The sequence below is a fragment of the Sphingomonas sp. R1 genome (assembly GCF_025960285.1).
Classification (GTDB): Bacteria; Pseudomonadota; Alphaproteobacteria; order Sphingomonadales; family Sphingomonadaceae; genus Sphingomonas.
This window is the reverse complement of the sequence record NZ_CP110111.1, coordinates 3,745,889-3,770,274: the sequence shown is the minus strand read 5'-3', so window position 1 is coordinate 3,770,274 and position 24,386 is coordinate 3,745,889. Positions and strand designations below refer to the sequence as shown.

The following is a 24,386-nucleotide window of genomic DNA, read 5'->3' as shown; positions in this document are numbered from 1 at the left end:
ATGGCCGCTAGTGCCAAGCGCGCGGACGGGGCACAAGCTTGCGCCTGCGCCCCGCCGCTCAAAACTGTGGACAAGGAACGCTCAGCCAGCGTCACGCATTTCCTTGAGGGGTCAGCTTCGCTTCGAGCGCATCCAGGCGCGCCTTGAGCGCATCGGCCTCGTCGCGTGCGGCAGCGGCCATGGCCTTCACGGCCTCGAACTCGTCGCGGCTGACGAAGTCCAGTCCGCCGATCCACTCGCGGGCGCGCTCGCGGGCGCCAGCCTCGGCCTCGCGCGCCACACCGGCGAAGGTGCCGGCGGCACCGTTCACCATCTTCACCAGATCGTCGAACAGGCGGTTGTCGGTCTGCATGTCAAATCTATCCCACTCAAAGCGTGTGGAGGGCGATGTGGGCGTTCGCGGGCGCGAGCGCAATCTTTTCCGCGTTGGGATTGAGGTCGCGGACCTGCGAGAACAGCACGCTGGCGAAGCATACCCAGGCGAGATAGGGCAGCAGCATCAGACCGGCGAGCGCGCGCACCCGCCAGAAGGCCACCATCGTCACCGCTACCAGTACCGCCAGCGCCACGATCACGATCAGCGCGAGGTCGAGCAGGTGGAAGCGGAAGAAGATCGGCGACCAGACAAGGTTCACCGCCAGCTGGACGACGAACAGCGTTACCGCTGCGGCACGCCCCCGCGCCCCACGCGCGCTCAGCACCAGCGCGAGGGCGAGCCCCATCAGCACGTACAGGATCGTCCAGACGATCGGGAAGGCGATGTTGGGCGGCTGGATCGCGGGCTTGGCGAGCGCGGTGAACCAAGGGTTCCGGTCGCCGGCGGGTGCGACCATCGCCGAGCCGAAGCCTAGCAGCAGCACCAGCGGCACCGTGACCAGCGCGCGTTGCCAGAAGCCGCGGCGCAATTGCGCCTTCGATGCCAGTGCGTTCACGCGCGTTTCCCCATCTGCGATCCCTTCGTACCCGCACGCCTATTCGATCGTGCGGGAACTGCAAGGGGCCGTAAGGCCAGCGTGCTCAGAACAATAGCGTCAGCGCATAGAACAACGCGCCCACCGCCGCCGAGGCGGGCAGCGTGATCACCCAGGCGACCACGACGTTGCTCGCCACCCCCCAGCGTACCGCCGAGGCACGCTTGGCGGTGCCTGCACCGATCACCGCGCCGGTGATGGTGTGGGTGGTCGACACCGGAATGCCCAGCCAGGAGGCGCCGAACAGAATGATCGATCCGGCGAAGGAGGCGCTGAAGCCCTGGTGCTGCGACAGCTTGGTAATGCGCGAGCCCATCGTCTCGATGATCTTCCAGCCGCCGGTCATCGTACCGAGCGCGATCGCCACATAGCAGCTGATCGCCACCCAGTGCGGCACCTCGAACTTGCCCTGCAGATATCCCGTCGAATAGAGCAACACGGTGATGATGCCCATCGTCTTCTGGGCGTCGTTGAGCCCGTGGCTGAGCGAATAGGCACCGGAGGAAATCAGGTGCAGCACACGAAACGAGCGCTCCGCCCGGCTGGCGGTGGCGCGGCGGAACAGCCAGCTCGTCACCAGCATCACCAGCATCGCCAGGATCATGCCCAGGGTCGGCGACAGGACGATGGCGAGCAGCGTCTTGTTCAGCCCTCCCCACTGGATGCCGGTGACACCTGCATGCGTGACGCCGGCACCGATCATCCCGCCGACCAGCGCATGGCTGGAGGATGAGGGAATGCCCTTCAGCCAGGTGACCACGTTCCAGAACATCGCGCCCACGAGCGCGCCGAACACCACCCCCGGGGTGACGAGATCCTTGTCGATCAGTCCCTTGCCGATCGTTTCCGCCACCTTGTGCAGGCTGGGGAAGAGGATCGTCACGAAATAGGCCGCGAAGTTGAAGAAGGCGGCGAACGCAACCGCGTGGACCGGCTTTAGCAGGCGCGTCGCGACCACGGTGGCGATCGCGTTGGCGGCGTCGTGCAACCCGTTCAGGAAATCGAACGCCAGCGCGACGATGATGAGCCCGATGAGAAGCGGCAGGGCGAGTTCGTGCATGATGGATCAGGCGTGATCGATGACGATGCCGTCGATCTCGTTCGCCACATCCTCGAATGCGTCGACGATCCGCTCGAGATGCTTGTACAGCTCGCGCAGCACGGCGAACTTCAGCGGATCGCTGGGGCCGAGTTCCTTGTAGGCGCGCTTGAGGCCTGCGGCGTGAATGTCGTCGGCATGGCTTTCCATGCGGACCAGCCGCTCGGTGAGCTCGTGCAGCCGGGTGCCGTTACGCGCAACGTCGCGCAGCAACGGCATCGCCTCCAGCGTCAGCCGCGCGGCATCGACGACGATACCGGCCATGTCTTTCATCTCGTCTTCAAAGCCGTCGATCTCGTAGAGGTCGATGGCGCGGACCGTCGCCTGCATCTCGTCGATCGCATCGTCCATCGACCCGATCAGCGCGGTGATCGCACCGCGATCGAATGGCGTGAGGAAGGTGACGCGCACCGTCTGCAGCACCTTGCGCGTGATCTCGTCCGCATCGTGCTCGCGCTCGATCACCTCGCGGATATGGTCCGCGCCGCCGCTCTGGAGCACCCGCGCCAGCGCGTCGGCGCCGGCGACGACCGTCGCAGCATGGGCCTCGAACATCTCGAAGAAATTGCCCGATTTCGGCAACAGCCGTTGGAACCACGCGAACATTCGATTGACCTTTGATTTCTGGACTACGGTGTCGAGCACGCCCGCGCGGCGGGTCACTGCCCGGAATTCCTCGGGACCGAAGGAGCGGATCAGATCGCGCAGATCCGGCTCGTCGACGGCATTCGCCGCCTCGGGCAGGCTGAACCAGCGCCGCTGGCGTTCCGACTGTTCCTTCCAGGCCGCCATCTCGCCGGTGACGGCGAACGGAAAGACCTCCACGTCCACCATCAGCGAAGCACCGTTGCCGCGCCGCTTGCGGTAGCGATACGAGCCGAGCGGCGTCGGGCAGACCATCCCGGTGACACCGGCTTCTTCCTCCGCCTCCAGCGCCGCAGCGGCATGCGCAGTGCTGCCAGGCTTCGGATTGCCCTTGGGAATGACCCATCGCCCGCTATCTCGCGACGTCACCAGCAGGACCTGGGTAAGCGCGTCCGCATCGGCGGCGGTACCGGTCGAACGATAGGGCAAGGCGGCAATCTGGCGGATGACGTGAAGCTCCCGTGGCGGGCGGCGCTGTTACAAGCTTGCGCCGCAATGGCAAGCAGGCACCGATCAAAAGCGGCGCGGGGACAGCCCATCGGCAACGAACCGGTCCGCCACGCGTCTCTCTGATAGCGGAACTGGATCAGAAAAGGACAGAGGAATGGCAGACCCTCGAGAAGAACCCGTCGAGGTGCGCGCACGGAAGGGGCTGGGGCGCGTGGCGATCCTCGTGCTTTTGATCATCGTCACCATCTTCGTCGGATACAATCTATACTATATACTCACGCCAGGCTGATCCGCGCAGCGATGCCCTTCCTTGGGCGCGAAGGGCCTCCGCCTCTTCACATGCCTGTGAGAACGCGCGGCCACCTGCCGCGCATCAGGGGCCGAAGCCCAGAATGATGTGCCGGCTGACGCTCGTTCGCGCCAGTCAGGCCAACCTCAGGGACGCACCGCGCCGATCAGGAACTCCACATTGCCCTCGGGCCCGGTGATTGGGCTGCGCGTCACGCCGAGCACCTGCCACCCCTTGCCGTCGAGCCATCCGGCCACCTCAGCACAGACGCGGTCGTGCACCACGGGATCGCGGACGACGCCGCCCTTCCCCACTTCCTCTCGGCCTGCCTCGAATTGCGGCTTGATCAACGCCGCCAGACGCGCACCCGGCCGGGTGAAGCCCAAGGGGATATCCAGCACCTTGGCCAGCCCGATGAAACTTGCGTCGCACACTACCAGGTCGATCGGCTCGGGAATATGCGAAGGCGTAAGGATGCGCGCGCTGGTCTGTTCGTGGACGATCACCCGCTCGTCCTGACGCAGCTTCCAGGCGAGCTGGTTGGTGCCGCTGTCCACCGCATAGACACGCGTCGCGCCGTTCGTCAGCAGCACGTCGGTAAAGCCCCCGGTGGAGGAGCCGACGTCGATCGCGACCGCGCCGGTCACGTCCCAGCCGAAATGCTCCAGCGCGTGGGCGAGCTTGATCCCGCCGCGCGAAACCCAGGGATGGTCGCGCCCGCGCACTTCCAGCGCGGCATCGTCGGCCAGCATCTGGCCTGCCTTGTCAATCTTGCGCTCGCCGGTGAAGGCGAGCCCGGCCATGATGAGCGCCTGCGCCCGCGTACGGCTCTCGGCGAGCCCGCGGTCGACGAGCAGTTGATCGGCGCGAAGCTTTGCCATGACCGCCCTTTAGGCGCTGGCCACGCCCTGGCGCAACCGCTGCTCCATTGGACGCATGCCCATTGCCCACTATTTTAGTAGGGATTATAGCACAGGTCCGGCCAGTCCCTCCAAGGACACATGAGAGGAACGCAATGACGATCTTTTCGCCGATCGATGATCGCTCGCCGATCATCCTAACCGTCCCGGGCCTTGGCGGCTCCGGTCCGTCGCACTGGCAGACCCTTTGGGAGCAGTCGCGGCCCGACACCCATCGTGTCGAGCTTGGCATGTGGGACACGCCGCATCGCAATGCCTGGGTGACCAAGCTCGATCAGGCGATCCGTGGCGCGCAGGCACCGGTCGTGCTCGCCGCGCACAGCCTGGGCTGTCTGGCGGTCGCCTGGTGGGCGGCGCTGGCGGGACAGACCTTCGGTACGCCCGTCGCCGGCGCGCTGCTGGTGGCGCCGGCCGATGTCGATCGCGACTCGGCGCCTGCCGAACTGCACGCCTTCCGCCCCACCCCGCCGGCACTGCTGCCGTTTCCGAGCGTGGTGGTAGCGAGCAGCGACGATCCCTGGATCAGCATCGAACGCGCAGGTGATCTCGCGCGCGGCTGGGGGAGCTTGTTCGTAGACGCGGGGCCGCAAGGCCATCTGAACGCTGCCAGCGGGATCGGCTGGTGGGAGGAAGGCCAGGCGCTGCTCGACCGGCTGCTCGACACCGCCACCGAACGCAGCGGCACGGTGCGCACTACCGCCGAAGCGCGCTCGCTGCTGGCCGTGAATGCTACCGATGCGGCACAGGCACATTATATGGGCGGCCGCGCGGTGGCACCGCGACAAAACACTCGCAAATCGACCTCGGCGCGCTGGTAAAATCAGGGAGGATCGCCTATAGTATTGGCTATGGGAATGGCCGGGTGACGTACCCTAGAGCGGCGCCCGGCCTACCCTTTCCAAGCCCTTGGTGACTTGCGGTAATCGACTCGTTGATTGCCGGATATCTGCTTGCAAATCCTGCACCTGCACTGCACTTTCGTGCAATGACTGGAACCAGCAGACGCGCCCTTCTTGCAGGCGGACTTGTCGCGCCGCTGATTCCGCACGTCGCGAGAGCCGCGGCCGAGCCGCAGCCCACGACCCAGCTTCGCCTCTGGCCCGGGGACGCCCCGGGTCTCGGCGCGCCCGCACTCGCCGATCATGTGGTCGACCGCACTGCACCCGGCGGCCGGCGCGACCGCGCCTATGATTCGATCCGGACGCCGCGACTCGACATATTTCCGGCCGACCGCCCCAATGGTGCGGCGGTGCTGATCACGCCCGGCGGTGGCTATGCGCGCGTGGTGATCGACAAGGAGGGCTATGAACTCGCCGCCTGGCTCCAGGCACGCGGGATCACCGCCTTCGTGCTGTTCTACCGCCTCCCCGCACAGGGCTGGGACGATCCGGCGAATACGCCCCTTGCCGACGCCCAGCGCGCGATCCGGCTGATTCGAGCCCGCGCGGCGGAATGGCGGATCGATCCTGCCCGCGTCGCGACGATCGGCTTTTCCGCCGGCGGGCATCTCTGCGCCGATGGCTGCACCCGCTTTGACCGCCGGACCTACGCCCCCATCGACGCGGCCGATTCGCTGTCGGCGCGACCGATGCTGGCGGCACCGATCTATCCCGTGATTTCGATGGACCCCGCCATCGCCCATGCCGGCTCGCGCACCAACCTGATCGGCAGTTCTCCCGACTCCACCATGGCAGCGGACCATTCGCCCGACCGGCAGGTTCGCGCCGACACGCCGCCCTGCTTCCTCGTCCACGCCGAGGACGACGCGACGGTTTCGGTGGAGAACAGCCTGCGCTTCCGCGCTGCGCTCAAGGCCGCGAGTGTGCCGGTGGAGATGCACCTGTTCGAGCGGGGCGGGCACGGCTTCGGGCTGCGCGGCGCCGCGCAGCTGCCCGCGGCGGCGTGGCCGGAGCTGTGGCATCGCTGGGCCGCCGGGCACGGCCTGTTCGGACCGCCACCGCGTTAACAACGATTTTGCGCGATGATATGTTGTACCGCCGCACCTGCACGTCTATATGCCGTCCATGTCGCTGAGTACCCCCATAGCCCGCTGGTGGGCGGGCCTGGATGGCGCGTTCGATCGTATCGCGATCGGCATCAGCGGTCTTTGCGTGCTCCACTGTATCGCGACGACGGTGTTGTTGACCGTGGCATCGACTGCCGGCGGGCTGCTCAATCCGCACATTCACGAGGTGGGGTTGGTGCTCGCGATCGGTTTCGGCGTGTTCGCGCTGGGACGCGGCATCCTGCATCACGGCTATATGGCGCCAGCGGTGGTCGGCGCATTTGGCCTGGGCATCATGACCGGCGCACTCACCCTGCCCCATGGCGGGTTCGAAACCTTCTGGACGCTGGTTGGCGTCGCATTGGTGGCACTCGGCCACGATCTCAATCATCGGGCGACGCATTGATCGGCGACGGCGCCGTGCTTGCCGGAACCCGCAGCAACGCCTAAATCGCTCGCATGTCCGCGCATCATCATCATGAACATCACGGGGCCGATCTCACCAAGGCCGCGCGCGCGCGGCTGGAAGAGGCCGGCGAGCAGTGGACGGCGATGCGCGAACGGGTGTTCGATGCACTGGCGGGGTTCGACAAACCCGCGTCCGCCTATGACATCGCCGAGGCCGTTTCCAAGGCGGAGGGCCGCCGGGTCGCGGCCAACAGCGTATACCGGATCCTCGATTTGTTCGTCGGCTCCAACCTCGCGCGGCGGGTGGAAAGCGCCAACGCCTATGTTGCCAACGCCCATCCGGAATGCCTGCACGACTGCATCTTCCTGGTGTGCGACAGCTGCGGCCAGACCACCCATCTCGACGACGATTCGATCACCAAGAACGTTCGCTCGGCAGCCGAACATGCAGGCTTCTCCCCCGTGCGCCCGGTGATCGAGGTGCGTGGCAAGTGCGGCAAGTGCGACTGACCTGCCCGATTGACCGTTCGACTTGGCCGTAACACTGCGCTAACAAACGCCATGGCTGACCTACCCAAGACGCCGCTGCTCGACACGGTCGACACGCCGCAGGACCTCCGGAAGCTCGCCCCCGCCCAGCTGCGCCAGCTGGCCGACGAGCTCCGTACCGAAACCATTAGTGCAGTCGGCACCACCGGCGGCCATCTCGGCTCCGGCCTCGGCGTGGTCGAGCTGACGGTGGCGATCCATTATGTCTTCAACACCCCCGACGACCGGCTGATCTGGGACGTCGGGCACCAATGCTATCCGCACAAGATTCTCACCGGCCGCCGCGATCGGATCCGCACGATCCGCCAGGGCGGTGGTCTCTCCGGCTTCACCAAGCGCAGTGAGAGCGAATACGACCCGTTCGGCGCCGCGCACTCGTCAACCTCGATCTCGGCGGCGCTCGGCTTTGCCACGGCGAACAAGCTGAAGGGCGCGCCGGGCAAGGCGATCGCGGTGATCGGCGACGGCGCGATGAGCGCCGGCATGGCCTATGAGGCGATGAACAATGCCGAGGCCGCCGGCAACCGGCTGGTCGTGATCCTCAACGACAACGACATGTCGATCGCGCCGCCGGTGGGCGGGCTTTCGGCCTATCTGGCGCGGCTCATTTCCTCGTCCGAATATATGGGCTTGCGCAGCCTTGCCCGCCGCGTGACCCAGAAGGTCTCGCGTCGCCTGACCGCCGCCGCCGGCAAGGCGGAGGAATTCGCCCGCGGCATGGCGACCGGCGGCACGCTGTTCGAGGAACTGGGCTTCTATTATGTCGGCCCGATCGACGGTCATAATCTCGAGCATCTGATCCCGGTGCTGGAGAATGTCCGCGACGCTGAACAAGGCCCGATCCTCGTCCATGTCGTGACCAAGAAGGGCAAGGGCTATGCCCCTGCCGAGAAGGCGGCGGACAAGTATCACGGCGTCCAGAAGTTCGACGTGATCACCGGCGCCCAGGCCAAGGCGCCTCCGGGCCCGCCGGCCTATACCAAGGTCTTCGCAGACGCGCTGCTCGCCGAAGCCGAGCGCGATCCCACCGTCTGCGCAATCACCGCCGCGATGCCATCGGGCACCGGCCTCGACAAGTTCCAGGCGATGTTCCCGGAGCGCACCTTCGACGTGGGCATTGCCGAGCAGCACGCGGTCACCTTCGCGGCGGGGCTCGCCGCGCAGGGGATGCGGCCGTTCTGCGCGATCTACTCGACCTTCCTGCAGCGCGCCTATGACCAGGTGGTGCACGACGTCGCGATTCAGAACCTGCCGGTCCGCTTTGCGATCGACCGCGCCGGACTGGTCGGCGCCGATGGCGCGACGCACGCCGGCAGCTTCGACGTGACCTATCTCGCCAGCCTGCCGAACTTCGTGGTGATGGCCGCGGCGGACGAAGTGGAACTCGTCCACATGACCCACACCGCCGCGCTGCACGACAGCGGCCCGATCGCGCTGCGCTATCCGCGCGGCAACGGGATCGGCCTGGAGCTTCCGGAGGTTCCGGAGCGGCTGGAGATCGGCAAGGGCCGCGTGGTTCGCGAAGGTAAGAAGGTAGCGATCCTGTCGCTCGGCACCCGCCTGGCCGAGGCACTCAAGGCCGCTGACACGCTCGACGCCAAGGGGCTGTCGACGACGGTCGCCGACCTGCGCTTCGCCAAGCCGCTCGACGAGGATCTGATCCGCCGCCTGCTGACCACGCACGAAGTGGCGGTGACGATCGAGGAAGGCTCGATCGGCGGCCTCGGCGCGCATGTACTGACGCTGGCGAGCGACACGGGGCTGATCGACGCCGGCCTCAAACTGCGCACCATGCGCCTGCCCGACCTGTTCCAGGACCAGGACAAGCCCGAGAAGCAGTATGACGAGGCGGGGCTCAATGCCACGCACATCGTCGACACGGTGCTGAAGGCACTCCGCTACAACGAAGCGGAACTGCCCGGGGGCGTGCGAGCATAATGGCCAGCGCCCTCCCCGCACGACGGGGAGGGCGCCTGGCTTCCTTGAACTTCCTACATGCACATGTTATGTACATGTGCATGGCAACGCAGCTTCCAGAGACTCGCTCCAGCCGCGTGGTCGTGCTGGTATCGCCCGAGGAAAAGCGGCGGATTTCCGCCAATGCGGAAGCGGCGGACATGACCGTCAGCGACTTCATGCGTACCGCCGCCGAACGCTATACCGAGCCTACACCCGCCGAGATGGCGCTGATGCGCGACCTGCTCGCGCAGCTCGAAGCGGCCAACGCCCGCACGGACGCGGCCTTTGCCCAACTCGAAGCCGCCCGCACCGCGGCCGCCGCGTTCGATGAGGACGCCTATCGCGCCCAAATCCGCGAGCAGTTGCTGGCTGACTCCTCGGTCAATTGGGATGTGCTGTCCACCGCCCTGTCCGGCTGGGCGCGGCAGTGAGCTTCTGGACCGATGCGCTGCGCGCTCTGCAGCAGGTCGCGCTCCTTCAGCACAAGGTCGACCAGGCGCTGACCACTGCCGAGGAGGCCCGCCGCCACTCGATCGAGACGCGCGAGCGGGTGATCCGCCTGGAGACACTGATCGATATCGCGATGAAGCGCCAACCCGCGGCACCGCCCGCGCCCCCCGCGCTTCCCGAAAGTCCACAAGCGGGCAGCTAGCGCCCGCTTCCTCGAGGGCGTACATCGCGGTACGTGCTGAAGATGACCCTGCTCCCCCTCACCGCCCGCCCCCGCGCCCTCGCGCATTGGCTGTTCGTCGTCGCCGCGATGATCGTCACGATGGTCGTTGTGGGAGGCATTACCCGGCTCACCGAATCGGGCTTGTCGATCACTGAATGGAAGCCGATCTCGGGTATCGTGCCCCCGCTCAACGACGCGCAGTGGCAGGCCGAGTTCGAACACTACAAGCAGATCGGCCAATATGAGCAGCTCAACCAGGGCATGACGCTCGCCGGGTTCAAGGGCATCTTCTTCTGGGAATATGTCCACCGCCTGCTCGGGCGTCTGATCGGCATCGTGTTCGCCCTGCCGCTCCTCTGGTTCGCGATCCGCCGCCAGATCCCACAGGGCTATGGCTGGCGCCTCGTCGCGCTACTCGCGCTGGGCGGGCTGCAGGGCGCGTTCGGCTGGTGGATGGTGAAGTCGGGGCTCAACCACACCCGCACCTCAGTCAGCCACTTCTGGCTGGCGACCCACCTGATGACCGCGCTGTTCACGCTGGGCGGGATCGTCTGGACGATGCTCGACCTGCGCGCGCTCGCCGCCAACCACGCCGAGCGCCCCGCCCGGCTGAACGGCCTCGGCGCGGGTGTACTGGTGCTGCTGGCGATCCAGCTCTTCTACGGTGCGCTGGTCGCCGGGCTCGATGCCGGGCTGGTCACCGACCAGTGGCCGCTGATGAACGACCGCTTCTTCCCGGGCGTGAGCCAGATCGGGGAAAGCCCGCTGCATGCCGCGCTCTACGATCCCGCGATCGTCCATTTCATCCATCGCTGGTGGGCGTGGGTCGCGGTCGCCGGGCTGATCGTCCTCGCTCGCAAGGCCAAGGCGGCCGGCGACCGCCGCGCGTCGATCGCGATCCACTCGGCATTCGGCATCCAGATCCTGCTGGGCATCGCGACAGTGATGACCGGGGTGAACCTCCACCTCGCCGCCACCCACCAGCTGGTCGGCGCACTGCTGGTGTGCGCGACCGTCTGGGGTGTTCACGCCGTCGGCCGCACCCGGTGAGCGACACCGCGCTGCTCTACGTCACCTTCGCCAGCCGCGTCGATGCCGAGCGGGTGGCGGAGACGGTGCTCGCGGAGCAGCTCGCCGCCTGCGTCAACATCCTCGCGCCCTGCACCTCGATCTACCGCTGGCAGGGCGGCATCGAGCGTGGCGAGGAAGTCCCCGCGCTGTTCAAGACCCGCCCCGCCCTGGCACTTCGCCTGCGCGAGCGGATTACGGCAATCCACAGCTACGACCTGCCGGTGATCGAGCAATGGCCCGTCGAGACTGGCAATGCCGTCGCCCGCTGGATCGCCGAAGAGACACGCTGAACCGACAGGTATCATTTTACCCGTCAGCAAACCCACGCATTTCTTGACTTTCAGGCCCTCTATCGGCATTGGGGCGTGGATCGCGCTGCCGGCAACGGTGGCGCGTATGCATTTCCTACGCGAAAGGTCACAGGCCATGAAGGCGCTGATGAAGACCACCAAGTCGGCCAAGCCGGCCGAGGTGGAGAAGAAGTGGCACATCGTCGACGCCGAAGGGCTCGTCGTCGGTCGTGCAGCGGTGGTGATCGCGAACGTCCTGCGCGGCAAGCACAAGACCAGCTTCACCCCGCACGTCGACTGCGGTGACAATGTCATCGTGATCAACGCCGACAAGATCCGTTTCACCGGCAAGAAGCTCGGCCAGAAGGTGTACTACAAGCACACTGGCTATGCGGGCGGCATCAAGGGCGTCACCGCCGCCAAGGTTCTCGAGGGCCGCTTCCCGGAGCGCGTTCTGGAGAAGGCCGTGGAGCGCATGATCCCGCGCGGTCCGCTCGGTCGCCAGCAGATGCGCAACCTGCGTATCTTCGCCGGTTCGGAGCATCCGCATGAAGCTCAGAACCCCGAGGTTCTCGACATCGCCGGCATGAGCCGCAAGAACAAGGTGGGTGCATAATGTCTGACAACCGCCAGTCGCTTTCCGACCTGGGCGCAGCGCTGGGCCAGCAGCCCGCCGCGCCGACCGAAGGCCAGGCCGCTGCTCCGGCTGCTGCCGCCGCTGCCGACGCCTATCTCGCCGGCCAGATCGACGAGCCGGCCGCCCCGACCACGCCGCTGCGTGCGCAGGAGCTGGACCAGTATGGCCGCGCCTATGCCACCGGCCGTCGTAAGGACGCCGTGGCCCGCGTGTGGCTGAAGCCGGGCACCGGCAAGATCACGATCAACGGTCGTGACCAGGAAATCTATTTCGCGCGTCCGACGCTGCGTCTCGTCATCAACCAGCCGTTCGGTGTCGCCGAGCGTGAGGGCCAGTATGACGTGATCTGCACCGTCAAGGGCGGCGGTCTCTCGGGCCAGGCCGGTGCCGTGAAGCACGGCATCTCGCAGGCGCTGACCAAGTATGAGCCGGTGCTCCGCGCGCCGGTGAAGAAGGCCGGCTTCCTGACCCGCGACAGCCGCGCCGTCGAGCGTAAGAAGTACGGCAAGGCCAAGGCCCGCCGCAGCTTCCAGTTCTCGAAGCGCTAAGCGTCTCGGCTTCGGCCAGGAACAAGGGGCGGTCCGGCAACGGGCCGCCCTTTTTCGTTGTCCGTGCTGTGCGCCTTCGGCCGGCGCGGCACCCGCATGCTCACGCCGGCAGCCCGTACGTCGCGACGATGGTGGCCAGCGTGATGGCATGTACCGCAGCGATGAGCAGGTTGCTGATCACGACGGGATTGCGCAGCGTGCCGACCGTGAAGGGCGTTGCGATCTTGTAGAGCAACTGCATCAGCAGCAGTGCCGCGACCATTTCGGGCCGCGGGAACAGAAGGAGCGTGGCCGACAGCAGGAGGATCGCGCCGTACACCGCTAACAGGATGCCACGCGCCGGTGCGCTGCCGCCATAGCATGCATTCGCCCAGGCGGCATGGCGGGCGATACCGATGCACACGGGCAGCAACACTGCCACGTTGAGCAGCAACGAAACGACCATCCAAGCGTTCATCGGCTCCCTCGCCGCCGAATCCCCATCCAGTTCTACGCCTAGGTCGCCCCGCCTGCGAGGCGGCCTTTCGGGCAGACAAACCTGCCCAAAATGAGGGTAACGCACGTGCGAAAGCACCTTTTGGATGCATGTTTGCCGGGCATGCACCCCGGCTTCGCCACGGTCGACCGCAGAGATCGCCGGAACGACTCCGCAACAAGCGCGGTTTTTCCGGCTTTCTTAAATTTCATCCGCAATTTCCCGTAATGGGACGGATCTTCCGAACGCAGGATTTCCGCGTATGCTTTTGGTGCAACGCGGCATTTGCGGGCGGGGAAATTTGGTGAGAGCATTTTGGAAGGCGGCTGCGCTGGGCGCGGCGGGCGTCCTGTCGGCCTGCGACGGCAGCAGCAGCAACGTCAACCTGGCGGACAGCCACGTCACCGAGGGCCTGGTGAACGTCAGCGTCGCCAATGCGGGCAAGTCCGCATCGGAGTCGCAGATCAGCGACGTGATCCGCCTGTCGCGACAAGCGAGCTTCGGGCCGACGCCCGACATGCTCAATCAGATCGGCACCCTCGGCACCGCCGGATGGATCGACAAGCAGCTGACCACTACCGGCAGCACCTATGCGGATCTGGCGGTTGCGCGCCGCAGCGAAACTTGCGGCAGCAACGTCACCTGCCTTCATCGCTATTTCAGCCGCTATACCGTGGCGATGCGGTTCTTCGCGGATGCCGTCTCCGCACCGGATCAGCTCCGTCAGCGGGTGGCGTTCGCCCTTTCCCAGACGATTGTCGCCTCCGAGCAGGAAGTGCACAACACCGCCGGGCTTGCGCAGTTCAACCAGTTGTTCCTGACCCACGCGTTCGGGAACTATCGCTCGCTGCTCAAGGCCGTGACGCTGAACGCCTATATGGGCGACTATCTCGACATGGCGGACAGCAGCAAGGCCGCGCCCTCGGAGAACTATGCCCGCGAATTGCTGCAACTGTTCTCGATGGGCCCCAATCAACTGAACGCCAACGGAACGCCGCGCCGGGACGCGACCGGCGCCACCGTGCCCAATTACGGGCCCGACGACATCCGCGGCATCGCCCGCGCCCTGACCGGCTGGACCTATGCCCGCATCGGCAATGCCGGGCTGCGCGATCAGACCGCGCGCGATTATGTGCGCCCCATGATCCCCGTACCGGATCGCTATGATGCCGGCGAGAAGCTCTTCCTCGGCACCCGCGTGCCAGCAGGCGCATCGCAGCAGGCGAGCGTCGATGCCGTGGTGGACGCCGCCTTCAACCATCCGTCGACCGGCCCCTTTGTCGCGAAGCACCTGATCGTGCATCTGGTCACCGCCAACCCCACCCCGGAGTATGTGGGCCGGATCGCCGCCGTGTTTGCTAACAATGGCAGCGGCGTGCGCGGCGACCTCAAGGCGGTCGTGCGCGCGATCCTCACCGATCCGGAAGCGCGCACCGCGCCGCGCACGGACAGCGGCAAGTTGAAGGAGCCGGTGCTGGCGATGGTCGCCCTGGCGCGCACGATCGGGATGACGACCGACGGCTACGCCTTCATCGCGAACGACGCCGCGCTCGGCCAGCCGGTGATGCGCGCGCCCTCGGTGTTCAACTTCTACCCGATCGACTATCCGCTGCCGGGCAGCAGCACGCTGCGGAGCCCCGCGGCGAAGCTGCTCAACAGCAGCACCGTGCTGCGGCTGAACAACTTCGTCTATGGCTGGACCTCCGCAAGCGATCGACAGCCGGCCCAGTTCCGCACGCCCAGCGGCCTTGGGGCAACGCCGGGCACGAAGCTGGTTTGGTCCACCTGGGAATCCTTTGGCGACAATGTCGACGCCATGGTCGCCGCGGTGGACGTGCTGATGCTGGGCAACTCGGCGACGCCCGCCCAGCGCAGTGCGATGCGCCAGGCCGCGCTGGCAATCAAGGACACCAATCCGCGCCTGCGCGCCCGCAAGCGCGCCCAGATGCTGCTCAACATCGCCGGGACCAGCCCGCAATTCCTGGTCGACCGCTGAGGAACCGACACCATGACGCTTTCCCGACGCGACTTCGTACGCCTCACCGCCGGCACCGGCGCCTTGGCGACCATTGGCCAGTTCGGCCGCACGGCGGCGATCGCCGCGCCCAGCGGCAGCTACCGGGCGATGGTGGGGATCTTCCTGTTCGGCGGCAATGACGGCTGGAACATGGTGATCCCGACCGACGAGCGTCACGCCGCCTATCAGGCGGCGCGCGGTGCGGTCGCCCTGCCCCGCGCCGCGCTGACTCCGCTGACCAACACCAGCTACGCGCTGCACCCGGCCATGGCCGCCCTGCGACCGATCTGGGACGAGGGTGCGCTATCGCTGGTGCTGAACACCGGCACCTTGTTCGCGCCGCTGACCAAGGCGACCTATGAAAGCCGCACCGATCTGCGGCCCAGCAACCTGATGAGCCATTCGGACGAACAGGATCACTGGCAGGGCCTGAACGCACGTCAGGCGAGCAGCGACGGCTTTCTCGGGCGCATCGCGGATCGCATGCCGGGCGGCCGCCTGCCGGCCCTGATGTCGCTGTCGGGATCGACCTTGGCCGTGCTGGGAAAACAGGCGATGCCGCTGGTCGTGCCGGCAAGCGGGCTGCCGATGCGGCTGGGCTATAATGCGGCCGATGGCATGCGCGCCCAGGCGCAGGATCTGCTGACCCGGGGCAGTGGCGGACCGATCCTGGGCAGCGTCGCATCCACGCTCAGCACCACCTATGATCAGGCCGTGCTGGCCAACAGCCTGCTTTCCGGCACCAGCAGCGTCAGTCGCTATTTCGTCGACCCCGCCACGCGCAAGCCGCTGACCAGCGATCTTGCCATGCAGTTGCTCGGGGTCGCGCGCATGATCGAGGCGCGCGGCACGCTCGGCCATGGCCGGCAGGCCTTTTTCGTCAGCCAGGGCGGGTTCGATCACCACGCCAGCCAGGTCGTTGCAAACTCGCCCGCCACCGGCACCCATGCCGGCATGCTGGCAACCGTCGCGCAGGCGATGGCAGCCTTCTATCGCGCGATGCAGGGGCTGGGCCTCGGCGCCAACGTCACGGCGTTCACGATGAGCGACTTCGGCCGCACCTATCTCAGCAACGCGCAGTACGGCACCGACCACGCGTGGGGAAACAACCATCTGGTGGTGGGCGGCGACGTCGCGAAGGGCGGCATCTTCGGCCGGTATCCAGATCCGGTGCTCGGCGGCGCGGACGATATCACGCGCGAGGGCCGCTTCATTCCCGGGGTCGCGCAGGAGGAGTATCTGGGCGCCATCGCGCGGTGGCACGGCGTGAGCGACGCGGACATGCCCTATGTCTTTCCCAACTGGTCGACGTGGTCGACGGGCGGGCGCGGGCCGCTCGCGCTCTTCCGCAGCTAGAGCGCGACGCTCGGCTCACCGAGGAAGCGCGCGCGGGTGGAGAAGCTGCCACCGTCGACGGAGATCTCGTTGAACGAGGGCGGCTGGTCGCGGGTACGCTCCGAGAGCGTGCCCGCCCCGATCAGCCGCACGGTGCGATCGCCGACGGGATGCGCGATGTCGAATGGGTCATGCACATGACCGCTGAGCACCGCATGGGCGCCGGCCTGCGCCAGTGCTTCCAGCGCCCTGCGCCCGCCGCGCGTGCGGGAGGTGGCGCGCGTGCCTGCCTCCACCAGCGGATGGTGCGCCGCGACGAACACGAGGTCGCCGGCCGGCGCTGCCTCGGCCAATGCCAGCGACTTCTGCAAGGCGTGGCGGCTCACATGCCCTTTCGACCAGTTGGTGCGGAACTGGAAGCGCGCGGTGGTCTTGAGCGGAACGACGGCCACGCCGCGTACGTCCAACGGGCGCTCGATCAGCCGCTCAAGGGCGCGGTAGCGTCGATAGGGCATGGCCAGCCTGGCGAAGGGATTGAAATAGGGCAGATCGTGATTGCCCACTTCCACCGTCACCGGAACGGCGAGGCTTTCCAGCCATTCCGCCGCCGCGGCGAACTCCTTTGCGCGTGCCCGCATGGTGAGGTCGCCGGTCATGATCACCGCCGCCGGCTTTTCGTCGCGAACCTTGGCGTTGAACCAGTCGATCGCCTCGCGATTTTCGCGGCCGAAATGCACGTCGCTGACATGGAAGAACCGCGTCATGCCGCCAGCCCTTCGGCGCGCGTGGCAATGAACGTCTCCAGGCTGCGCCCGGCGCGAATGGCGGTGCCCGGATCCAGCGTTTCCGGCTCGCCGTCGAACAGGGCCAGCACCGGGTGACGCTCGGCCACGCGGAGCTGCTCGGTGCGGCTTTCGGTGACCGCGCGCGCGCGCACCCAGTCGCCCGTTACCCATTCCCAGCCAAGCTGTGCGATCGCGCCCCAGTCCCGCGCGTCGACCGCGGCGACCTCCAGCCCCTCCAGCGACGGGGTGACGAACACCGCCTGATAGCGGTCGCCCAGCGCGCGGGCGCCCTCCACGCGCACACCGCGGCGATGAAAGGTGTTGCGCCACGCGCCGCGAACGGCTGCCAGCAGCCGCCCGAACCGTCCCTTGCGCACGACCTCGCGCGCGCGAAACCAGCTTGCCGCCGGCCCCAGGATCATGCCGACGAACGCGCGGTGCTCTCCCGCGATCACATAGGGCAAGGCGACCCGCCGATCACAGCCGTGCGCGGCATGAATGATCTTGTGCGGATCCGTCTCGTCATGCAGCGCCTTGGCGAGCAGGTTCATCGTGCCGCCCGGCAGAATGAGGAAGGCCCCCTCCCACTCCGCCAGCGCGGATAGCGCGGCGTTGATCGTCCCGTCGCCAGCGAACAGGACCACCGTGTCGACGCCGGCTGCATCCAGCGCTGCGCCCTGCGGCAGCGGATCGGCGGGAAAGCGGGTACGGCCTGCAAGCGACAGGCCGCGTTCCTCGAATACCGCCTCCATCGCCTCGCACTTGGCTTCGGAGGTGGTGCCCGAATTGGGATTGGTGATGAACCAGAGAGTCTGCATGGCCCTCGTAACGCCCAAGAACTGATTTCGTCGCGTCGTCGATCAGCGCCCCTTGAAGTGCGGTTCGCGCTTGGCGAGGAACGCGGCGATCGCCTCGCGGCAATCCTCGGTTTTGGCGGCGATGCTCTGGTGCTCGGCCTCGAGCTCCAGCGTCTCGGCCAGCGTGCCGGACAGCGCGGCGCCGACCTGCTTGCGGATCAGCCCCAGCGCCACCGTCGGCATCGCGGCCAGCTTGGCGGCGAGGCCATGCGCAACCTGCCAGAGCCCGCCATCCTCCACCACGCGCGTCGCCAGCCCCGCCTGCAGCGCCTCTTCCGCCGGCATGCGCTCGCCGAGCAGCGCCATTTCCAGCAGTCGGGCACGCCCCGCCGCCTTGCCGATCAGCCACGTCGCCCCCGCGTCAGGCACCAGCCCGATATTGGCGAACGCCAGCAGCAGATACGCCGATTGCGCCATGACCACGATGTCCGCGGCCAGCGCGATCGACGCCCCCGCTCCCGCCGCTGCGCCATTGACCGCGCTGACGATGGGAATCGGCAGCTCCGCCATCGTAGCGATCACGGGGTTGTAGTGCTGGCGCAGCGCCTCGCCCGAATCGCGCATGCCGACACTGGCGGTAAGGTCCGCGCCCGCACAGAAGGCCCGGCCTTCGCCGGTGAGCAGCACCGCGCGCGCGCCGTCTTCGGCTGCCTGCCGTAGCGTCGCTGCCAGCAGGTCGAGCATCTCGGCGGTCAGCGCGTTCAGCCGATCCGGCCGGTTCAGGCGCACCACCGCGATGTCGCCTTCCCTCACAAGCAGCACCGGCGCGTCGGACATCCTCATTTCTCCCTATGGCTTGGGGGATGGGATGCCCGCACGCGCGCGGCCGCGCAACTCAAAGCTCCTTCAGCACAACCGCCGGATCGGCCAATTGCGCCGGGTCCACCACCATGCGTTCGGCGACCAGCCGCTTGCCCTGCACATAGTCTCGCATGGCATTGACGCAGTCGAGAGCAATCACCCGCCCATGCTTCAGATAGACCACCGAGAACGACCGGGCAGCCGGATCGCCGCGCAGCACCGTCGCGTCGTGGCCGGTCGACAGACCGACCGTTTGCAACTTGAGATCATATTGGTTGGACCAGAACCAGGGCACCGCGTCATAGCGCGTTGCCTGGCCGGTGAGCGTCTTGGCGACGACGTTCGCCTGGTCGTTGGCGTTCTGCACCGACTCCAGCCGAATCTCGGCGCCATCGGCATACGCGTTGACGTGAAGCGCGCAGTCCCCGATCGCAAAGATGTCGGGCAGGCTGGTGCGGCACTGCGCGTCTACCCGCACGCCGTTGCCGCCCGCCGCGCCGGCCTCGAGCAGCGGCGCGACTTCGGGAATGATGCCGATCCCGACGATCACCATATCCGCCGGCAACACCTCGCCGTCCGCCAGCCGTACCCCGCAGACCCGGCCATCGCGTTCCTCCAGGCACTCTACCCTGGCGCCGGTGCGGATCGCCACCCCCTGGGCACGATGCTCGGTCTCGTAGAAGCGCGACAGCGGCTCGCCGGCGACGCGGGCGAGCACCCGGTCCATCGCCTCCAGCACCACCACCTGCTTGTCGGCCTTGACCAGCGCCGCGGCTGCCTCGAGGCCGATATAGCCGCCGCCGATGACCACGACCTGCCGGGTTGCAGGCAGCTCGGCGAGCAGCTGGTCGACATCCCGTCGGGTACGGATCGCGTGCACCCCGGCAAGGTCATGCCCGCTGCATGCCAGCCGACGCGCGCTGCCACCGGCCGACCAGACCAGGGCGTCATAGCCGATCGTCGCACCCGCATCGTCGGTTACCGTCTTGGCGACCGCATCGACGGCGACAACGCGCCGGCCTCGCAACATCGTCACATGCCGCTCGTCCCAGAACGCGGGAGCCCGGATCAGGATGCGCTCGAACGCCTTTTCGCCCTTCAGATAGTCCTTGGAAAGCGGCGGCCGTTCATAGGGCAGTTCCGGATCCTCGCCGATCACGGCCATGGTTCCGGCAAAGCCGGCCTGTCGCAGGGCGATCGCGCACTGGGCCCCACCATGGCCGCTGCCGACGATCAAGACATCAAACCGTTCCAACCAGGCTCTCCCTCAACGCGTTCGTGCGGATGCTATACAGGTCCGCGAATTGGATCCAATACCTCTTGCGGGATCGCCGTGCCTAGCGCAGCGACCGATCGTCGCCAACCGCGACCTGCCACGCCGTGGCCGCGCCTTTGGCCAGCGGATCGGCCCGGATGCTAGAAGGTAGGGGAAATCTGCATCTGCGGCAGCGGACGGGGCGCCCCCTCGGTGAAGTCGGGGCCCAGATCCTCCCATTCCCGTCCCTGCGCCTCGAGCCGATGGAGCAGCGCCTCGGCCGCCTCCTGCCGTGCCGCCGAGCGGAAGCGGTAGGACGGCGCCGGCGGGGTGCCCGTTCGCGCGATCGCATAGGCCCCGGCATATTCCGGGATCGGCGGTGCGGAATCGGCATTTTGCGCGATCCGGATCGTGTAGCGCTGCAGCGCGGAGGCCAGGTTCCGCCACCGGATCCAATAGTGGTTTTCGAATGGGAATGCGGCAAAGGCCTCGCCTGCCCGAGTACCCTTCTCGGAGATCCGCGTGAGTATCGCCTGGGGCATGTTCAGATTCATTCCCCCCTCGTCCCGTTCCAGCGGCACCGGCACGATACGATCGCGCTGCCCCGGCGCGCGGGCGAGCAGCAGGTCCCGCCAGTTCTGCATCGTGCCGATGATGCCGAACAGAAATCCGGCGATCTCGGCCGCCGCAACCGGCGCCGCGATCGAGCGGTAGGTGCGCTGCCACCCCACCTTGTTGTTGCTCGGCAGGGCGATATCGGGCGCCGGGCCGTCCTGCGGGCCGGGATAGACGAGGTTGATCGCGAAGGTGGGCCAGGCCGGCAGGGGCGCGTCGAACAGATGGACGGGGAAGTTGCTGCTGATGCCGCCGTCCGAGAACCAGCATATGCGGAAGGCGGTGGGCAAGGGCCCGCCGCCGCGCCCGCTGCTGGCAAGGCTGTTGGTGCTGTCGAACAGACTGCGCTCCGCGGCATCGCGGGCTGCCGCCTCGGGCACCTCGGTCTCCGAGGCCCCCTCCCCCGTCGCCGGTTCGTGCAGCGGAACGGCACTGATCAGCAGCGGGAAGCTGAGGCTCATCCGCATGCCCACCAGCACCGGCAGATCGCCGCCATCGACGAGCCGGTAATAGTCGCCGCCCGCATAGGCGACAGGATCCCCCCCGCGCGCGACGAGCCAATCGACCACCTCGGCCGGGAACAGGCGGGCGAACTCGTCGCGACGAAACCAGAAACGGCCATTCTCGAACGGCAGCGTCCGCGGCTCGTGATGCGACACCGAGGTGGTGATCATCTGCAGCGTGAGCGCCTTGGCCGTGTTCGGCTCCCCTTCGTAGCGGGGCGCATCCCAGAGGTCCGCAAACGTCAGCGGTGCGTCGAGCGGCTTGCCCGAGAGCCGCTGCAGGACGCCGTGGAGCCATTCGGTGAGCCCCGGGCCACCCTTCCCCGACCGCGTGCGGCGCGCCATCCCGTTGCAAAGCCCCAGCATATTGCCGCGCGCGACCCGCGCCACCCGAAAGAGTGCGGCGATCGCGCCACCGGCATAGGCGCAAAGCACGGCCGGAACTGCCGCACCCAACACCCCCGGCACTCCCCCAAGCAGGACGGCGATCCCCAGAAACGTAGCGAGCAGCGCCAGCGTCTCGAGCGGCGCGATGCCGATAACGCCGAGGAGCGCGCCGCCGAACTTGGCGGCCGTGCCCGCATTGCCGGTCAGGCGGACCAGCAGGCGGTACGCGCTGCCGGCGCCACGTACGGGCTGAAACAACCCGTAAATGAACCCCTCCTGCGCGAGTTGGCCGGCAACCTGCTCCAGCCCCGCAAAGCCGACCTGCTCGGCAGCCTGGTGCACCGGCCGCCCTGCCATCCTGCACCGGTCGCCATAGGCGGCGGCGGCCGACGCTGCCGCCGCGATCGCCCCGGCCGAGGTGCCACCGATATTCTTGAAGCGATAGGAGCGGGCCAGCGCTAGCACCGCATTCGGATAGACGATGCCGCTGGTGATGCCGCCCTTCATCACGAGATCGCAATATTTCATGCCCGCCCCTCCCTCGTTCTACCCCCGACCGCGCGCGGTATCTCGCTCGATAGGTACTGGTCCTGCCGCCAGGGCCGGCTATCCATTCCGACACCAGTGCGAACGCTTGTCACAAGCTTGTACCATACCGAACGACCGCATCGCACCCGGCACGGCGATGATCGGCGTTGACGACCACGCGGCGAATGTGGCACTCGCCCGCTCGACAGCATGACGATATGCGGCGCAGGACATGCCTGCCGGCATGTCATGGCGTCCGAAACAGCGGCCCGCCGCGGTTTCGCGGGTGTAGCTCAATGGTAGAGCAGAAGCTTCCCAAGCTTACGACGAGGGTTCGATTCCCTTCACCCGCTCCATTTTCCGATCTCACTAGATCCCATATCGCTTTGTAAACCACGGAAATCTGCGGTATTTTGCGGGCTGTCCGGTTCGTGATCGCTCGTCTCATCTCATCAAATCGCAACTGGAGATGGGGCCTTCTCAAAAATCGCGGGCCCCACTTTTTTGCACGAGGCACCAATGTGGTGGGACCTCGAGATGAGAGGTCCGAACCATGCCATTGAGTGATATGGCGATCCGCAAGGCCAAGACCCGCGAAAAGGCCTACAAGCTTTATGACGAGTTGGGCCTCTACGTCATCGTGTCGCCGTCGGGCTCCCGCCTGTGGCGGATGAAGTTCAAACACCGTGGCGTCGAGAAGAAGCTCAGCTTCGGTTCCTACCCGGAGGTCAGCCTGCGCGACGCGCGTAAACTGCGCGATGACGCGCGCGAGGTGCTTGCCGAGGGGAAGGACCCTGTTCTGGAGGAGCAGCGCGAGAGAATTCGGGCCGAAGCACTGGCGGAAAACACCTTCACTCGCATCGCCAACGAATATTGCTCGAAGCGGCGGCGCGACGGCGACCGGGCGTGGGCGCCCTCCACCGCTGCGCGGTGCGAATATCTCCTCAGCCTGCTCGATACCTCCATCGGCACAATGCCGATCCATGAGATCGAGACCATCGACGCGCTAGCCGCGATTCGAAGGATCGAGAAGCGTGGCAAGCTGGAGAGCGCGCGACGTACCCTGCAGTTGACCGGCGCCGTATTTCGCTATGCTGTCGCCACCGCCCGATTGAAGTCAGACCCGACGAGGGACCTGCGCGGCGCGCTGCTAACACCAACCGTCAAGCACTACGGCGCGGTCACCGAGGCGAAGGACGTTGGCGACCTGCTTCGTGCAATCGATGCATGTGAGGGCCAGGGCATGACCAAATGGGCGCTGCAACTGGCGCCGCATGTGTTCGAGCGCCCCGGCGAACTACGCCACGCACGATGGGACGAGATCGACTTCGACGCAGCAGTTTGGACCATCCCGGCCGAGAAGATGAAGATGCGGAAGCCGCATCACGTCCCGCTCTCGACCCAGTCGATCGCCCTCCTGCTGGAGATCCGGTCGATCACCGGGTCAAACGGCTATGTACTCCCGTCAATGCGCTCGCGCACGCGGCCGATGTCGGACAACACTCTCAATGCGGCGCTCCGCCACCTCGGCTACGCCAGCAGCGAAATGACGGCACACGGCTTCAGGGCGATGGCCAGCACCCTGCTGAACGAGTCCGGCAAGTGGTCCTACGACGCGATCGATCGGGCTTTGGCGCATGGCGATACCGACAAGGTGCGTGCGGCCTATCATCGCGGTACCCACTGGAAGGAGCGGGTCGCTATGGCACAGTGGTGGTCGAACCTGCTGGACAGCTTACGATGCGGAGCGACCATCCTCCCTTTTAGAGAGGCTTTGGCCTCCTAGGCGCTGCGCTTACAGGACGCACATCCGACCCTCTAACCTGCGGAAAAGCGTAGGTTCTGGCCCGGCTTGGGACCCGTGGCCTCCTCGTGGTCCACCAAAAGACGTGGTCCAAAACCCGGACACGATCCCTCGTCTGACGAACCGAATTGGTACAATCTAACCCGACCCTCTGCAGCCACCGCACGGGCGATTTTGCCAGCGAGTCGGGCTGTGCGGGCCGCTAAGCGCTATAGGCAAGTTCCTCCCCTTCCAATCGCGCAATCCGAGAAATTGCTGCGGGCACAGAAGACTCGCCATCGTGCCTACCGACCTGCTGAGGAGGCATCGGCCGAGCATCACCTTGTCGTGGCCATCCCAGCCGAACGGGCGAGCCTCAATGCTCGAACCGCCCCTTCAAAGATTCAGTACATGTGACTTACACGGGAAGGCCAAACAGGCTATCCCACCTCCGAATCGCAGCAATACATTACGTGAAAGGGGGGGGGCAAGTTGTCGGAGGAATCAGTACACCTGTTTCAGATCAGTCAC

At 66.6% G+C, this 24,386-nt stretch carries 26 protein-coding genes and 1 tRNA gene; 16 read left to right on the top strand and 11 right to left on the bottom strand.

Annotated features, from left to right (window positions below; translation table 11 throughout):
• Nucleotides 1-91: 91 nt before the first annotated feature.
• The 4 genes from OIM94_RS17920 to OIM94_RS17905 form a co-directional block, all read right to left on the bottom strand.
• A complete protein-coding gene (locus OIM94_RS17920) occupies nt 92-352 on the bottom strand; it encodes an accessory factor UbiK family protein (protein WP_168844827.1) in 261 nt (86 codons plus the stop codon).
• Between the two features lie 16 nt (nt 353-368).
• Nucleotides 369-932, bottom strand: coding sequence for a TspO/MBR family protein (locus OIM94_RS17915; RefSeq protein ID WP_264608012.1), 564 nt, complete (start codon nt 930-932; stop codon nt 369-371).
• A gap of 85 nt (nt 933-1,017) precedes the next feature.
• Nucleotides 1,018-2,031, bottom strand: coding sequence for an inorganic phosphate transporter (locus OIM94_RS17910; protein ID WP_264608011.1), 1,014 nt, complete (start codon nt 2,029-2,031; stop codon nt 1,018-1,020).
• Between the two features lie 6 nt (nt 2,032-2,037).
• A complete protein-coding gene (locus OIM94_RS17905) occupies nt 2,038-3,144 on the bottom strand; it encodes a DUF47 family protein (RefSeq protein ID WP_264608010.1) in 1,107 nt (368 codons plus the stop codon).
• Between the two features lie 175 nt (nt 3,145-3,319).
• Between OIM94_RS17905 and OIM94_RS17900 the strand changes: the two genes are divergently transcribed.
• Nucleotides 3,320-3,454, top strand: a complete 135-nt coding sequence (locus OIM94_RS17900; protein ID WP_264608009.1) for a hypothetical protein — start codon at nt 3,320-3,322, stop codon at nt 3,452-3,454.
• 146 nt (nt 3,455-3,600) lie between these two features.
• Here the strand turns inward: OIM94_RS17900 and OIM94_RS17895 are convergent, their stop codons facing one another.
• Nucleotides 3,601-4,335: a TlyA family RNA methyltransferase gene (locus OIM94_RS17895; RefSeq protein ID WP_264608008.1), complete on the bottom strand. Its 735-nt coding sequence runs from the start codon at nt 4,333-4,335 to the stop codon at nt 3,601-3,603.
• 134 nt (nt 4,336-4,469) lie between these two features.
• Between OIM94_RS17895 and OIM94_RS17890 the strand changes: the two genes are divergently transcribed.
• The 11 genes from OIM94_RS17890 (at nt 4,470) to rpsI (ending at nt 12,514) form a co-directional block, all read left to right on the top strand.
• Nucleotides 4,470-5,192, top strand: coding sequence for an RBBP9/YdeN family alpha/beta hydrolase (locus OIM94_RS17890; protein ID WP_264608007.1), 723 nt, complete (start codon nt 4,470-4,472; stop codon nt 5,190-5,192).
• 167 nt (nt 5,193-5,359) lie between these two features.
• Complete coding sequence (locus OIM94_RS17885; RefSeq protein ID WP_264608006.1) at nt 5,360-6,340, top strand: alpha/beta hydrolase; 981 nt, start codon at nt 5,360-5,362, stop codon at nt 6,338-6,340.
• Nucleotides 6,341-6,389: 49 nt separating this feature from the next.
• Nucleotides 6,390-6,785, top strand: coding sequence for a MerC domain-containing protein (locus OIM94_RS17880; protein ID WP_264608005.1), 396 nt, complete (start codon nt 6,390-6,392; stop codon nt 6,783-6,785).
• 53 nt (nt 6,786-6,838) lie between these two features.
• The gene (locus OIM94_RS17875; protein ID WP_264608004.1) at nt 6,839-7,297 is read left to right on the top strand and encodes a Fur family transcriptional regulator; all 459 of its coding nucleotides are present in this window, start codon (nt 6,839-6,841) and stop codon (nt 7,295-7,297) included.
• A gap of 51 nt (nt 7,298-7,348) precedes the next feature.
• Nucleotides 7,349-9,274, top strand: a complete 1,926-nt coding sequence (gene dxs, locus OIM94_RS17870) for a 1-deoxy-D-xylulose-5-phosphate synthase (RefSeq protein ID WP_264608003.1) — start codon at nt 7,349-7,351, stop codon at nt 9,272-9,274.
• A gap of 80 nt (nt 9,275-9,354) precedes the next feature.
• Nucleotides 9,355-9,726, top strand: a complete 372-nt coding sequence (locus tag OIM94_RS17865; protein WP_264608002.1) for a plasmid mobilization protein — start codon at nt 9,355-9,357, stop codon at nt 9,724-9,726.
• Complete coding sequence (locus OIM94_RS17860) at nt 9,723-9,947, top strand: hypothetical protein (protein ID WP_264608001.1); 225 nt, start codon at nt 9,723-9,725, stop codon at nt 9,945-9,947. Before OIM94_RS17865 ends, OIM94_RS17860 begins: the two co-directional genes overlap by 4 nt.
• 42 nt (nt 9,948-9,989) lie before the next feature.
• The gene (locus OIM94_RS17855; protein ID WP_264609944.1) at nt 9,990-11,018 is read left to right on the top strand and encodes a COX15/CtaA family protein; all 1,029 of its coding nucleotides are present in this window, start codon (nt 9,990-9,992) and stop codon (nt 11,016-11,018) included.
• Complete coding sequence (cutA, locus tag OIM94_RS17850; protein ID WP_264608000.1) at nt 11,015-11,329, top strand: divalent-cation tolerance protein CutA; 315 nt, start codon at nt 11,015-11,017, stop codon at nt 11,327-11,329. Before OIM94_RS17855 ends, cutA begins: the two co-directional genes overlap by 4 nt.
• 136 nt (nt 11,330-11,465) lie before the next feature.
• Nucleotides 11,466-11,945, top strand: a complete 480-nt coding sequence (gene rplM / locus OIM94_RS17845; RefSeq protein WP_084253420.1) for a 50S ribosomal protein L13 — start codon at nt 11,466-11,468, stop codon at nt 11,943-11,945.
• The gene (gene rpsI / locus OIM94_RS17840) at nt 11,945-12,514 is read left to right on the top strand and encodes a 30S ribosomal protein S9 (protein ID WP_064310032.1); all 570 of its coding nucleotides are present in this window, start codon (nt 11,945-11,947) and stop codon (nt 12,512-12,514) included. The genes rplM and rpsI overlap by 1 nt, the downstream gene beginning before the upstream one ends.
• 100 nt (nt 12,515-12,614) lie before the next feature.
• Here rpsI and OIM94_RS17835 read toward each other — a convergent pair whose 3' ends face one another.
• A complete protein-coding gene (locus OIM94_RS17835; protein WP_264607999.1) occupies nt 12,615-12,971 on the bottom strand; it encodes a hypothetical protein in 357 nt (118 codons plus the stop codon).
• Nucleotides 12,972-13,293: 322 nt separating this feature from the next.
• Between OIM94_RS17835 and OIM94_RS17830 the strand changes: the two genes are divergently transcribed.
• Nucleotides 13,294-14,985: a DUF1800 domain-containing protein gene (locus OIM94_RS17830; RefSeq protein WP_264607998.1), complete on the top strand. Its 1,692-nt coding sequence runs from the start codon at nt 13,294-13,296 to the stop codon at nt 14,983-14,985.
• A 12-nt stretch (nt 14,986-14,997) separates the two neighbouring features.
• Entirely contained in the window at nt 14,998-16,362 is a 1,365-nt protein-coding gene (locus tag OIM94_RS17825; RefSeq protein ID WP_264607997.1) for a DUF1501 domain-containing protein, read from the top strand.
• Here the strand turns inward: OIM94_RS17825 and OIM94_RS17820 are convergent.
• From OIM94_RS17820 to OIM94_RS17800, 5 genes are all read right to left on the bottom strand, one after another.
• A complete protein-coding gene (locus tag OIM94_RS17820; protein ID WP_264607996.1) occupies nt 16,359-17,105 on the bottom strand; it encodes a metallophosphoesterase family protein in 747 nt (248 codons plus the stop codon). The genes OIM94_RS17825 and OIM94_RS17820 overlap by 4 nt on opposite strands.
• Nucleotides 17,102-17,944 (bottom strand): diacylglycerol/lipid kinase family protein, encoded by an 843-nt coding sequence (locus OIM94_RS17815; RefSeq protein ID WP_264607995.1) that lies wholly within the window; start codon nt 17,942-17,944, stop codon nt 17,102-17,104. Before OIM94_RS17815 ends, OIM94_RS17820 begins: the two co-directional genes overlap by 4 nt.
• A gap of 42 nt (nt 17,945-17,986) precedes the next feature.
• A complete protein-coding gene (locus OIM94_RS17810) occupies nt 17,987-18,760 on the bottom strand; it encodes an enoyl-CoA hydratase-related protein (protein ID WP_264607994.1) in 774 nt (257 codons plus the stop codon).
• Nucleotides 18,761-18,818: 58 nt separating this feature from the next.
• Entirely contained in the window at nt 18,819-20,039 is a 1,221-nt protein-coding gene (locus OIM94_RS17805) for an NAD(P)/FAD-dependent oxidoreductase (protein ID WP_264607993.1), read from the bottom strand.
• Between the two features lie 161 nt (nt 20,040-20,200).
• Complete coding sequence (locus OIM94_RS17800) at nt 20,201-22,072, bottom strand: patatin-like phospholipase family protein (protein WP_264607992.1); 1,872 nt, start codon at nt 22,070-22,072, stop codon at nt 20,201-20,203.
• Between the two features lie 282 nt (nt 22,073-22,354).
• Here OIM94_RS17800 and OIM94_RS17795 point away from each other — a divergent pair.
• Nucleotides 22,355-22,428, top strand: a tRNA-Gly gene (locus tag OIM94_RS17795).
• Nucleotides 22,429-22,625: 197 nt separating this feature from the next.
• On the top strand, nt 22,626-23,858 hold the full coding sequence (locus OIM94_RS17790; protein ID WP_264607991.1) for a tyrosine-type recombinase/integrase: 1,233 nt from the start codon (nt 22,626-22,628) through the stop codon (nt 23,856-23,858).
• The last annotated feature ends 528 nt before the right edge of the window (nt 23,859-24,386 follow it).